This is a genomic window from Streptomyces sp. JLBJ103 (assembly GCF_058215575.1).
On record NZ_CM177089.1, the window covers coordinates 3397110 to 3410000 of the forward strand.

A 12891-nucleotide genomic window follows, 5' to 3' on the forward strand; every position below is an offset into this window, starting at 1 on the left:
GTCCGCTTTGTCCGAGCAAAGTGACCGGTGTCACGCACCTTTTCCGGTCGCGCTCGGAACCACGACCCGCGTCACACCGTTCCCGGCAGGCACATGCGTACCCCGGGGGCGCCGACGGGAGCACAGGCTCTCACTCCTCACCTTTTTACCCCCGGACACCAATAAATCGCCCACGATCGTAAACGACCCCGAGGATCCGGGCACAATGGCGAGCATGAGTCCCCTGCTGCGCCGCACCCCCCGCAAGAACCCCGCCGAGCGCACGGTGACACTGATCGGCAAGCCCGACTGTCACCTCTGCGAGGACGCCGAGGCCGTGATCGAGAAGGTGTGCGGCGAACTCGGCACGCCCTGGGAGAAGAAGGACATCACCCAGGACGAGGAGCTGTACCGGAAGTACTGGGAGCAGATCCCGGTGGTCCTGGTCGACGGCGAACAGCACGACTTCTGGCGGGTGAACCCCCAGCGGCTGCGGACCGCGCTGGGCGGCTGATCCGCCGCCCGGAGCCACACCACCCGGAGCCACCCCCGGAGCCACCGCCCGGACCCGCCGTCCTGGCGGCCGCCCGACCAGCGGGCACCGATCAGCAGGCTCCGCTCCGTGGGCCGCCCCACCTTTCGCGCAACCAGAATCGTCCCGACACCCGGGCGTAACGGGATGGGCCACCCCGCTGGCTATGCTCGCTCCATGGCCGCACTGGGATGGTTCACCCGCCGTCGACGACCCGCCACGGAGCGGAGTGTCCTCGCCGGAGAGGCGTCGGCCGAGGCGGCGCGCAAGTCGTCGGCCGAGACTCCCTCGCCGCAGCCCGCCGCCGAGCCGGAGTTCCCCGTCGTCGGGGACGAACAGGCCGCCGCCTTCTTCGACCTCGACAACACGGTCATGCAGGGCGCCGCCCTCTTCCACTTCGGCCGCGGCCTGTACAAGCGGCACTTCTTCCGCAAGCGCGAGCTGGCCCGCTTCGCCTGGCAGCAGACCTGGTTCCGGATGGCGGGCGTCGAGGACCCGGCACACATGGAGGACGTGCGCAGCAGCGCGCTGTCCATCGTCAAGGGCCACCGGGTCTCCGAGCTGATGTCGATCGGCGAGGAGATCTACGACGAGTACATGGCCGACCGCATCTGGCCCGGCACCCGCGCCCTGGCCCAGGCGCATCTGGACGCCGGACAGCGGGTCTGGCTGGTGACCGCCGCCCCGGTGGAGACCGCGACGATCATCGCCCGGCGACTGGGGCTGACCGGGGCGCTGGGGACCGTGGCCGAATCGGTCGGCGGGATCTACACGGGCAAGCTGGTCGGTGAGCCGCTGCACGGCCCGGCCAAGGCGGAGGCGGTACGGGCGCTGGCGTCGGCCGAGGGGCTGGACCTGGCCCGCTGCGCGGCGTACAGCGACTCCTCCAACGACATCCCGATGCTGTCGATCGTGGGCCATCCGTACGCCGTGAATCCGGACGCGCGACTGCGCAAACACGCCCGGGAGAACGGCTGGCGGCTGCGCGACTACCGCACCGGCCGCAAGGCGGCCAAGATCGGCATCCCGGCGGCGGCCGGAGTGGGCGCGGTCGCGGGCGGCACGGCGGCCGCCGTGGCGCTGCACCGGCGCCGTCGCTGACCGCGCACCGACCCTCCCCTCCCCCGGCTCTCCGCGAGCCCGCACCGCCTCCTCGCACCACCCCCTCGCACCGCCTCCACCAGCGGTGACGGCCGCGCGCGATCGAGCGCGTACGAGCCTGACCGAGGACGGTCAGGACTGAGCGGCGATCGCGCTGTGTGAGGGCGTGCCCATCGATACGGAGCGTCACCGATCGACCGCGACCATCCTGTTTCGGTCATTCCGCACTTCCTACCCCACAGCGCCCCCGCCAGTCCCCTTACCGCCGGTTTGTCACAACACGCTACGCAACCGCACAACAAGGGGAACTTTCCGATCAAAATCCGTCGGCCGTTCGGTACTTGATGCGTCATCAATCCATAACGGAGTGAACGGAAACGATGATTTGAGCAACTGGGTGTAGCGCCGCCTATACGAAGCGTTATTCTCCTTAGACGCAAACCGGTACCCACGCGTCCCTACGGCGGGTGAACGGTCCCGTACTGCACGTGATGGAAGCTCTGCCTCTGGGAGTCCCGTGTACCCACACGTCGGGGTTGACGCCTCGGGCCTGGCTACGCTGCGCGCAACGGTCCTCGACTGTCTGCGCGGCTTCGTCCCCACCGCGTATGCCGTCCCCGCGCTCGCCACACCCGCGCCCGTCAGCCCATCCGTCGGCACGGTCCACCGGCCCGGCCAGGCCGGCTCCTGCTACGCCCTGGCCGACGGCGGAGCGGCGGTCGGCAGACGTTCCCGCGGCGGCGCCTCCACCGCCCGCCGGCCGAGCGCCGACAGCGACAGCCGCCGCATGATGGACCTGGTCGAGCGCGCCCAGTCGGGCGAGGCCGAGGCCTTCGGCCGGCTCTACGACCAGTACGCCGACACCGTCTACCGGTACATCTACTACCGCGTGGGCGGCCGGGCCACCGCCGAGGACCTCACCAGTGAGACGTTCCTGCGCGCCCTGCGCCGCATCGGCACCTTCACCTGGCAGGGCCGTGACTTCGGCGCCTGGCTGGTGACCATCGCGCGCAATCTCGTCGCCGACCACTTCAAGTCCAGCCGCTTCCGGCTGGAGGTCACCACCGGTGAGATGCTCGACGCCAACGAGGTCGAGCGCAGCCCGGAGGACTCCGTCCTGGAGTCGCTGTCCAACGCGGCCCTGCTGCAAGCGGTGCGCAAGCTCAACCCGCAGCAGCAGGAGTGCGTGACGCTCCGCTTCCTCCAGGGGCTCTCGGTCGCCGAGACCGCCCGGGTGATGGGGAAGAACGAAGGCGCGATCAAAACCCTTCAGTACCGGGCCGTGCGCACCCTCGCCCGGCTCCTTCCGGAAGACGCCCGCTGACCGGCGTCCACGGCCCCGCGGTGACACCTCCGGCAGGCCCGGTCCACTCCTCGGGAGGGCGTAACCCGGGTGCTGCGCCGCTCGTTGTGGGGGATGCAGGCGCCTTGTGGTCGTACCCTGCCCGTACCCCGTCACTCGATCGGGTGGACACACGGGTGGGACGGAACCTTCGGGTGTCCTGGGGAGTCGACCGTCACGACGAGAGGAGGTGCCGCCTGTGATCGCGAACGTAACGGCACACCGGCGGGCGAACGCCTTCGCCAAGGCCCTGGAGGCCCTGGAGGCCCTGGAGAGCAAGCACCAGGCCACCCGGGACGAGACGCCGCACCAGCAACCCGGCTCATCGGCGGAGAGCGCCGAGCAGAGACGGATGGTGGCCCTGGCGAGCGGGCTCGGCGAGCTGCCGGCACCGGTATTGGACCCCGAGGTCAGGACCACACAGCGGGCCCAGCTGATCGCCGCCATGGAAGCGGCCTTCGCCGAGGGCGCGCCGCGCGTGCCCGAGCAGCGCCGCCGCCCCGGCGGCGCCCACCGCGCCAAGCCGCCGGTGTCCAGACTGCGGCCCCGTTCGCGCTGGTCCAAGGGGCTCGCGGCCGGGGGGCTCACGGTCGGGGTCGCGGCGGGCGCGTTCGGCGGGGTCGCCGCGGCCAGTTCCGATGCCCTGCCGGGTGACACCCTCTACGGGTTCAAGCGCGGTATGGAGGACCTCAAGCTGGAGATGGCGGACGGCGACGCCGCACGGGGCCGGATCTATCTGGACCAGGCATCGACGCGGATGAGCGAGGCGCGCCGGCTGATGGAGCGGGCCCGCTCCGGCGAGCTGGACCACGATTCGCTCGGGGAGATCCGCCGCGCCCTGTCCGGTATGCACCATGACGCCTCCGAGGGCCACCGGCTGCTCCACCGGGTCTACGAGCGAGAGGGCTCGCTGGGGCCGATGCAGGAGCTGTCCTCCTTCGCCAAAGCCCACCGCGACGGCTGGAGCCAGCTGCGCGAGAGGCTGCCGCTCCAGCTCGCGGACGTCGGGGACGATGTGAGCTCGGTCTTCGCCGCCATAGACCAGGAAGTCGGCCCGCTCCAGCCGCTGCTGCCCACCACCAAGGACCAGCGGAGCCAGTCGGGTCGGCCGGGCGCCGAGGCGCCGCAGCGCTCCGGCGGGGCCGCGCCGGAGCACCACCCCTCCTCGTCCTCAGCCACCCCGAGCGGCGGCCGCACCGGCGAGGCGAGTCAGCCGCGCCCACCGTCCCCCGCCGCGCCACAGGACCAGGGGCTGATCGACGGTGCGGGCGATCTGCTCAACCCACCCGCCGGTGCCGTGTCGCCGAGCCCGTCCGCGGGCCGCGGCGACACCGGCAGCAAGCCGGCGCAGCCGGACATCACCGTCCCACCGCTGCTGCCCGACCTTCTGCCGGGGCTCGACCTCGACGGCGACGACACCAGGTGAACTGTCCGAGGGTGGTGGTGGGTGCCGCGGCATCCACCACCGGCCTCAGAAGAACACCGACCGCCGCTGCACCAGCAGCTTGGCCCCTCCTTCTGGCCGCCCTCGCACTGCTCGGCCCTGGCGGGCCTCACAAGCTTCAGCCGCCCGCGCCGCACTCCGTCCGTCGGGCTATGGGTCGTCCCCTGTCACATCGCCCGGCTCAGAAGAACACCGACCGCCGCTGCACCAGCAGCTTGTAGAGGGTGTGCTGGATCGTTTCTCGTACCTGGTCGGTGAGGTTGAACATCAGCATCGGGTCGTCCGCCGCCTCCGGCGGATGCCCGTCGGTCGGGATCGGCTCGCCGAACTGGATGGTCCACTTCGTCGGCAGCGGCACCGCGCCCAGCGGCCCGAGCAGCGGGAAGGTCGGCGTGATCGGGAAGTACGGCACACCCAGCAGCCGGGCCAGCGTCTTCGCGTTCCCCACCATCGGATAGATCTCCTCCGCGCCCACGATCGAGCACGGTACGATCGGCGCCCCCGCGCGCAGCGCCGTCGAGACAAAGCCGCCCCGTCCGAAGCGCTGGAGCTTGTACCGCTCGGAGAACGGCTTGCCGATCCCCTTGAAGCCCTCCGGCATCACCCCGACCACCTCGCCGCGCTCCAGCAGCAGCTGGGCGTCCTCGGCGCAGGCCAGGGTGTGGCCCGCCTTGCGCGCCAGCTCGTTGACGACGGGCAGCATGAAGACCAGATCGGCGGCGAGCAGCCGCAGATGGCGCTGGGCCGGATGGTTGTCGTGCACCGCGACCTGGAGCATCAGCCCGTCCAGCGGCAGCACCCCGGAGTGGTTGGCGACCACCAGCGCCCCACCGCTGTCCGGGATGTTCTCGATGCCCTTCACCTCGACCCGGAAGTACTTCTCATACATCGGGCGGAGCAGTGACATCAGGACCTGGTCGGTGAGGTCGTGGTCGTAGCCGAAGTCGTCGACCTCGTAGTCACCGGTGATCCGGCGGCGCAGAAAGCTCAGCCCGTGGGCGAGTCTGCGCTCCCAGTCGCCGCCGCCCGGGGCGCGCTTGGGCGGGTGCGGCGGCAGGGGCGGCACCTCGGAGGCCGATGTGGTGGCTTCGGCGGTGTCGGCGGCCTGCTCCAGTTCCTCGTCGCGCTGCTGCGGTACGGGTTTCAGCGCACCCTGGGACCGCTTGGCGCGTCCCGGACGGGGGCCCTTCCTCCGGGACCGCGGTTCCTCACCGAACGGAATGACCTTGGCATCCGCCATGGTGGTTGCGCTCCTCAGTTCTGGGCGCCGGCGGGCAGCAGCGCGGCGAGCCGGTCGACGGTACGGGCGAGGGTCTCGGGCGGGAGCAGCCCGGGACCACGGCTGTGCGCGTAGTCCGCGAAGGCGCCGGCGGTGGTGTGCTCGGGTTCGAAACCCAGGGTCTCGCGCATCTGGCTGGTCGCCACGACCCGGCCGTGGGTGAGCAGCCGGACCTGCTCGGGCGAGAAGTCGGTGACGCCGAGGGACCGCAGCGCGCTACGGGCCCAGCGGAGGGTGGGCAGCAGCAGTGGAAGCGTGGGGCGGCCGAGCCGCCTGGCGGCCTGGGAGAGGAGCAGCACCCCGTCCCCGGCGATGTTGAACGTGCCGCTGTTGAGGGTGCCGCGGCGGGGTTCGGAGGCGGCGATCCGCAGCACCTCGATGGCGTCCTTCTCGTGGACGAACTGGAGCCGGGGGTCGTAGCCGATGACGGTGGGCAGCACCGGCAGCGCGAAATACTCGGCGAGCGGGGAGTCCGCACACGGCCCGAGGATGTTCGCGAAGCGCAGCACGCACACCGCGACATCGGGGCGGCGCCGGGCGAAGCCGCGGACATAGCCCTCGACCTCGACGGTGTCCTTGGCGAAGCCGCCGCTGGGCAGCGATTTGGGGGGTGTGGTCTCACTGAAGACGGCGGGGTCGCGGGGCGCCGAGCCGTACACACTGGTGCTGGACTTGACCACGAGCCGCTGGACCGACGGCGCCTTCTGGCAGGCACCGAGCAGCTGCATGGTGCCGATGACGTTGATCTCCTTGACGGAGGTCCGATTGCCGCGGGCTCCGAGCGGGGTGCCGTTGATGTCCATGTGGACGACGGTGTCGACGCCGAACTCGGCGAGGAGCTTCCCGATCGTGGGGTGGCGGATATCGGCCCGGACGAAGTCGGCTCCGCCGAGGGGGTGTTCAGGTGTCACGGCGTCCACGCCGATCACGCGGTCGACATCGGGCTCACGCTGTATGCGCCGTACGAAACGGCCTCCCAGCTGGCGTGCGGCCCCGGTGACGAGCACGACCTTTCCCAAGATCAGCGCCTTCCTTCCCACCCTCGTCCGAGCTGGGCTGTGCCGAACACCGTAACCGGTCGATGTTGCGCTGTGATGACCACTCGCCGCGCGGACCGGCGTTTTAAGCCGTGGCCACGGCTGTGACCGGGGTCACGGCGGCGGTCATGGCGGGGGCCGCGCACGCACCGCAGCCCTCCCACCGGCGGTGGAAGGGCTGCGGGACGAACACAGCGTCGCTTGCTTACTTCTTGTTGCGACGCTGGACGCGCGTGCGCTTGAGCAGCTTGCGGTGCTTCTTCTTAGCCATCCGCTTACGCCGCTTCTTGATAACAGAGCCCACGACTACCCTCGCTCACTTCGAATCACTCGGTGCGGGGCGTCCGAGCCCACACGACCTACATCGGGCCAGCCTACCCGGCGCCGAGCGAACCACGTAATCCGAGGGTCCTCCCCAGGCCCGTACCGGACCTAAGCGGACTCCACCCCCACATAGGACTCGCGGAGGTATTCATGAACCGCTTGCTCTGGGACCCGGAAAGACCTGCCCACCCGGATCGCCGGCAGATGACCGCTGTGCACCAAGCGGTACACGGTCATCTTGGACACTCGCATCACCGAGGCAACTTCCGCCACGGTCAGAAACTGAACCTCGTTCAGAGGCCTTTCGCCAGCAGCCATGACACACCTGAACCTTCCGCACATGTCGGGCACCGGCTTCCCCTCCGGTGACTCCTGCTCGCATGCGCGCTCCTCCCCAGGTTAGGGGCGCGTGATGCAAGTGGGGAAGAGGAGTAGCTATCGGACGCCTACTGTGACAGACACGCCCGATTGAGTACATAGCGAGTGAGCGGCCGGTAGCAACCAGGCCGCACAGCGTCATCAAGCGGAACGGCGACCGACACCCGTCCCTCGGCCTCCCCGACGAACAGCGCGGGATCATCAGTGTCGCCGAGCCCCATGGCCTCAAAGCCCAGCTGACCTGCTCCGCAGACCCATCCGTGATCCCCGATCACCAGCGCCGGCAGGGCGCCGCCGGACGCCGCCGCACAGCCCAGCGCAACCCGAACCGGGAGCGGGGAATGACTGTGGGCGCCCGGCTCACTCGGGCTCGGGCGGGCGCCGGGCGCCCGCACCATCGCGACTCCTCGTACGTAGACGAGTTGGTACATACGTACCCCAAACCGCGTCGTTATGTCGACACATCTACCCTGCCCCGGAGTGAGAACACGGCATCCGGCCGCCGAGAGCGCCGACGCCAACGAGGCGTAGAAGGCGAGGAGACGGTGCGGGTGACCGGTGCCGAGCAGCACCGGGAGGCGAGCCAGGGCGACGGCCCGCAGACGGTCCGCGAAAGCATCCAGGGCGCTGATCGTCCGCTCCGGATCGATCACATCCAGACCTGAAGTGTGGGCCGGATTGGCCGAAACCCCGCATTTGTCGCCCATCAGGCGAAGCAATTCCAGGAAGGACCAGTCGTTTTCGGGCTCGAGACCGAGCAGCACCCGAGGGTCCCGTGCGGCGAAGTGCCGGTAGCGGCGCAGGCTCTCCTCCCGGCTGGTCGACACCGGTCCGGCGAGCCGCGCCGCCAGCAGATGCGCACGCAGCGAGGCGGAACTCAACACGCCCACGATGCTGGCGGATCATGAGCCTCCGCTGCCGGGGAACGGCCCGAGACCCCACGGTTGGCCTAACGGCCGCCGGAGAACGCCCGCTACGGAAGCAGCCCGTGGTGCGGGAACACCGCGCGGCGGGTCGCCAGGATCGACTGGTCCAGCCGGTCCGCCGGGTCGTAGCCGGAGTCCGCGAAGTCCCGCCAGCGCGGCTCCCGTCCGTCCGTCATCCGCCGCGGCGCCTCCAGCCGCGTCCGCCGGTAGACCTCCCGCCGCCAGTCCTCCGGTACCTCGGTCTCCGGTGCCAGCGGACGCCCGGCCGCGATCGCCACCAGATGCGTCCACGACCGCGGCACCACCTCCACCACCGCGTAACCGCCGCCCCCGAGCGCGACCCACCGCCCCTCGGTGTGGTCGTGCGCCAGCTGGTGGCAGCTCTCGGCGACCGCCCGCTGCGCGTCCACGGTCACTCCCAAGTGGGCGAGCGGGTCCTCGATATGGGTGTCCGCGCCGTGCTGCGTCACCAGGACCTGCGGCCGGAAAGCGGCCAACAGCTCCGGCACCACCGCGTGATAGGCCCGCAGCCATCCGGCGTCCCCGGTCCCGGCCGGCAGCGCCACGTTCACCGCGCTGCCCTCGGCTCCCTCCCCGCCGGTCTCCTCGGGCCAGCCGGTCTGCGGGAAGAGAGTGCGGGGGTGCTCGTGCAGCGAGATCGTCAGCACCCGCGGATCGTCCCAGAACGCCGCCTGCACCCCGTCCCCGTGGTGGACGTCCACATCCACGTACGCGACCCGCTCGGCACCCAGCTCCAGCAGCCGCGCGACAGCGAGTGCCGCGTCGTTGTAGATGCAGAACCCGGCCGCGCCACCGGGCATCGCATGGTGCAGCCCGCCCGTGAAGTTCACCGCGTGCAGCGCCTCCCCGCGCCATACGCTCTCCGCCGCGCCCACCGACTGCCCGGCGATCAGCGCCGACGCCTCGTGCATCCCCGCGAACGCCGGGTCGTCCATGGTCCCGAGGCCGTACGAACCGTCCGCCGACGCGGGATCGGCCGAGGCCCGCCGCACCGCGTCGATGTACTCCTGGCGGTGCACCAGCCGAAGCGTCGAATCCCCGGCCGCCTTGGCGGCCACGACCCCGACCGCGCGGTCCAGCCCGTACGCCTCGACCAGTCGCATGGTCAGCGCGAGCCGGACCGGGTCCATCGGATGCCCGGTGCCGAAGTCGTATCCGGTTACTGCCTCATCCCACATCAACTGTGCGCGGCCGCTCATGACCGTCACCGTATCTGGCTGGTACAGGAGCGAACGACTTCGCATACAGCATGGTCGCGAGCACCAGCGCCATCGGCACCAGCATCGCGCCCCGGTAGCTCCACGCGCCGCCGAGTGCGCCCACCAGCGGTGAGCCGACCAGGAAGCCGAGGTAGTTGAAGATGTTGAGGCGGGCGACGGCGGCGTCGGACGCCCCGGGGAAGAGCCGCCCGGCGGCTGCGAAGGTCTGCGGCACCAGCACACACAGCCCGAGCCCGAGCAGGGTGAAGCCGAGCATCCCCACCCAGGGGCCGGGCGCCGTCGCGACCACCGTGAACCCGCCGGCCGCCACCAGCGTTCCGGCCCGGACCACGGTGACGGCACCGAAGCGCCGCACCCCGAGGTCGCCGAAGGAGCGGCCGAGCAACGTGGTCACCATGTAGGCGTTGTACGGGAGCGTGGCCAGCTCCTCGGAGCTGTGCAGCACGTCCTCCAGGTACTTGGCGCCCCAGTTGGAGACGGTCGAGTCGCCGATGTAAGTGAAGGCCATGACAAGGCAGAGCGGCAGCAGCGGCTTCATGCTCATGGGTGCGGCGGCGGGTTCGGGCACTGCCGGTGTCTCCGGTCGGCCCTCCGGCCGGGCCATGTCCCGCTGGTCCACGTACCAGCGGGAGGCCACGAGGGCGACCGGCACCAGCAGGGCCACCACGGGTGCGTAGAGCGCGGGCAGCGGCAACTCACCGCGGGCGCCCGCCCAGGCCAAGGTGGCGCCGGTGATCCCGCCCAGACTGTACGCGGCGTGAAAGCCGAGCATGATGCTCCGCCCGTACGCCCGTTGCAGACTCACCCCGAGCATGTTCATCGACGCGTCGAGCGCCCCGACGGTCAGGCCGAACATCCCGAGCGCGACGGCCGCCTCCCATAAGACCGTCCCCGAACCCGCCGCGACCAGGGCCACGGAGACGACGGGCTGCACCCAGCGGAGCACCTGGCTCGGTCGTATCCGCTTCACCAGGTACTCGGTGCCGACGCTTCCCACGCCCGCGAGGATCGGCACGGCGGCGAGGAAGGCGGGCAGCAGTCCGTCGGATATCCCATAACGGTCCTGGAGCGCGGGGATCCGGGTCACCAGCAGAGCGAAGATCGCGCCCTGGACGAAGAAGCTGAGGGTCAGAGCGGTCCGGCCGTGTGTCAGACGCGGAGTCGGGCGCGTTTCGGTCATGGCCGTGGAGCGTACGGCCAGGTGCCTACTCGTGGGTAGATGCGAGCAGTTGGGGAAGCTCGGTCATGTCCGCGAAGAGAGCCCGTGCGGCCGCCAGCCTGTCGGCGGGTGTCATCGCCGTGTAGCCGTAGACGTCCATCCCGGCGGCCACGGCGGCCTGGACGCCGAGGGGGCTGTCCTCCACGACGGCACACTGCCGGGGTGCGACGCCCATCCGCTCGGCGACGTGCAGAAAGAGATCGGGAGCGGGCTTACCGCGCCCCACGTCCTCGGAGCTGAAGATGCGCTCCTCGCCGAAGAGTTCGTACAGCCCGGTCTTCCGCAGGGCGACACGGATGCGCTCATGGCTTCCGGACGAAGCGACGCAGAACGGAACGCTGTCCGCGCGCAGCTTCTCCAGCACCGTCCGCACGCCGGCCACCGGTTCCAACTCACGGCGGAACGCGTCGAAGACCCGGCTGTGGAAGGTGGTGTCGAAGTCCTCCGGAAGCCGCTGTCCAGTGCGGGCCAGGACCAGTTCGTGAATACGGTGCATGGCGGACCCCATGTAGTCGCGTATGGAGTCCTCGTAGCTGGTGGGGTGTCCCAAACTGGTGAGATAGGCGGCGAGGAGCCGATTGGAGATGGGCTCGCTGTCGACGAGCACCCCATCGTTGTCGAAGATGACCAGGTCGTAGCGCATGCCGCCAGCCTACAAAGCGGACCCGAACCGGCAATGAAAAAAGCCCGGTCGGGAGACTGAACTCCCAACCGGGCTTTTTCTAAAGGTTGTTCGGCGGCGTCCTACTCTCCCACAGGGTCCCCCCTGCAGTACCATCGGCGCTGAAAGGCTTAGCTTCCGGGTTCGGAATGTAACCGGGCGTTTCCCTAACGCAATGACCACCGAAACACTATAAAGTTGAACCGGAAAATTCGACACGGTTCATTACTTCAGAACCAACACAGTGGACGCGAGCAACTGAGGACAAGCCCTCGGCCTATTAGTACCAGTCAACTCCACCGGTCACCCGGCTTCCATATCTGGCCTATCAACCCAGTCGTCTACTGGGAGCCTTACCCTCTCAAGGAGGTGGGAGCCCTCATCTCGAAGCAGGCTTCCCGCTTAGATGCTTTCAGCGGTTATCCCTCCCGAACGTAGCCAACCAGCCATGCCCTTGGCAGGACAACTGGCACACCAGAGGTTCGTCCGTCCCGGTCCTCTCGTACTAGGGACAGCCCTTCTCAAGACTCCTACGCGCACAGCGGATAGGGACCGAACTGTCTCACGACGTTCTAAACCCAGCTCGCGTACCGCTTTAATGGGCGAACAGCCCAACCCTTGGGACCGACTCCAGCCCCAGGATGCGACGAGCCGACATCGAGGTGCCAAACCATCCCGTCGATATGGACTCTTGGGGAAGATCAGCCTGTTATCCCCGGGGTACCTTTTATCCGTTGAGCGACGGCGCTTCCACAAGCCACCGCCGGATCACTAGTCCCGACTTTCGTCCCTGCTCGACCCGTCAGTCTCACAGTCAAGCTCCCTTGTGCACTTACACTCAACACCTGATTGCCAACCAGGCTGAGGGAACCTTTGGGCGCCTCCGTTACCCTTTAGGAGGCAACCGCCCCAGTTAAACTACCCACCAGACACTGTCCCTGATCCGGATCACGGACCCAGGTTAGACATCCAGCACGACCAGAGTGGTATTTCAACAACGACTCCACACTGACTGGCGTCAGCGCTTCACAGTCTCCCACCTATCCTACACAAGCCGAACCGAACACCAATATCAAGCTATAGTAAAGGTCCCGGGGTCTTTCCGTCCTGCTGCGCGAAACGAGCATCTTTACTCGTAATGCAATTTCACCGGGCCTATGGTTGAGACAGTCGAGAAGTCGTTACGCCATTCGTGCAGGTCGGAACTTACCCGACAAGGAATTTCGCTACCTTAGGATGGTTATAGTTACCACCGCCGTTTACTGGCGCTTAAGTTCTCAGCTTCGCCAACCCGAAGGTCGACTAACCGGTCCCCTTAACGTTCCAGCACCGGGCAGGCGTCAGTCCGTATACATCGCCTTACGGCTTCGCACGGACCTGTGTTTTTAGTAAACAGTCGCTTCTCGCTGGTCTCTGCGGCCACCACCA

12 protein-coding genes and 2 rRNA genes (1 of these 14 cut by a window edge) are annotated in these 12891 nt (G+C 68.8%); 4 read left to right on the forward strand and 10 right to left on the reverse strand.

What is annotated here, in order from left to right:
* Window positions 1-214 precede the first annotated feature (214 nt).
* From AC4BEG_RS14845 to AC4BEG_RS14860, 4 genes are all read left to right on the forward strand, one after another.
* Entirely contained in the window at window positions 215-493 is a 279-nt protein-coding gene (locus AC4BEG_RS14845; RefSeq protein ID WP_490706354.1) for a glutaredoxin family protein, read from the forward strand.
* Window positions 494-688: 195 nt separating this feature from the next.
* A complete protein-coding gene (locus tag AC4BEG_RS14850; RefSeq protein ID WP_490706355.1) occupies window positions 689-1612 on the forward strand; it encodes an HAD family hydrolase in 924 nt (307 codons plus the stop codon).
* Window positions 1613-2129: 517 nt separating this feature from the next.
* Window positions 2130-2936, forward strand: coding sequence for an ECF subfamily RNA polymerase sigma factor, BldN family (locus AC4BEG_RS14855; protein WP_490706356.1), 807 nt, complete (start codon window positions 2130-2132; stop codon window positions 2934-2936).
* A 217-nt stretch (window positions 2937-3153) separates the two neighbouring features.
* Complete coding sequence (locus AC4BEG_RS14860; RefSeq protein WP_490706357.1) at window positions 3154-4380, forward strand: DUF5667 domain-containing protein; 1227 nt, start codon at window positions 3154-3156, stop codon at window positions 4378-4380.
* Window positions 4381-4579: 199 nt separating this feature from the next.
* Here AC4BEG_RS14860 and AC4BEG_RS14865 read toward each other — a convergent pair whose 3' ends face one another.
* The 10 genes from AC4BEG_RS14865 to AC4BEG_RS14910 all read right to left on the reverse strand — a co-directional run.
* The gene (locus tag AC4BEG_RS14865; protein ID WP_490706358.1) at window positions 4580-5638 is read right to left on the reverse strand and encodes a lysophospholipid acyltransferase family protein; all 1059 of its coding nucleotides are present in this window, start codon (window positions 5636-5638) and stop codon (window positions 4580-4582) included.
* 14 nt (window positions 5639-5652) lie between these two features.
* Complete coding sequence (locus tag AC4BEG_RS14870; protein ID WP_490706359.1) at window positions 5653-6696, reverse strand: NAD-dependent epimerase/dehydratase family protein; 1044 nt, start codon at window positions 6694-6696, stop codon at window positions 5653-5655.
* A gap of 223 nt (window positions 6697-6919) precedes the next feature.
* On the reverse strand, window positions 6920-7018 hold the full coding sequence (locus tag AC4BEG_RS14875) for a 30S ribosomal protein bS22 (protein WP_003948845.1): 99 nt from the start codon (window positions 7016-7018) through the stop codon (window positions 6920-6922).
* Window positions 7019-7146: 128 nt separating this feature from the next.
* Window positions 7147-7356 (reverse strand): helix-turn-helix domain-containing protein, encoded by a 210-nt coding sequence (locus AC4BEG_RS14880; protein WP_014053989.1) that lies wholly within the window; start codon window positions 7354-7356, stop codon window positions 7147-7149.
* A 128-nt stretch (window positions 7357-7484) separates the two neighbouring features.
* Window positions 7485-8300, reverse strand: a complete 816-nt coding sequence (locus tag AC4BEG_RS14885) for a phosphatase (RefSeq protein WP_490706360.1) — start codon at window positions 8298-8300, stop codon at window positions 7485-7487.
* Between the two features lie 89 nt (window positions 8301-8389).
* On the reverse strand, window positions 8390-9562 hold the full coding sequence (locus tag AC4BEG_RS14890; protein WP_490706361.1) for an acetoin utilization protein AcuC: 1173 nt from the start codon (window positions 9560-9562) through the stop codon (window positions 8390-8392).
* Window positions 9531-10763, reverse strand: coding sequence for an MFS transporter (locus AC4BEG_RS14895; protein ID WP_490706362.1), 1233 nt, complete (start codon window positions 10761-10763; stop codon window positions 9531-9533). Before AC4BEG_RS14895 ends, AC4BEG_RS14890 begins: the two co-directional genes overlap by 32 nt.
* Window positions 10764-10788: 25 nt before the next feature.
* Window positions 10789-11445, reverse strand: coding sequence for an HAD family hydrolase (locus AC4BEG_RS14900; RefSeq protein ID WP_490706363.1), 657 nt, complete (start codon window positions 11443-11445; stop codon window positions 10789-10791).
* Window positions 11446-11533: 88 nt separating this feature from the next.
* A 5S ribosomal RNA gene (gene rrf, locus AC4BEG_RS14905) occupies window positions 11534-11650 on the reverse strand.
* Between the two features lie 73 nt (window positions 11651-11723).
* Window positions 11724-12891: ribosomal RNA gene (locus AC4BEG_RS14910) — 23S ribosomal RNA — on the reverse strand (it continues 1957 nt past the right edge of the window).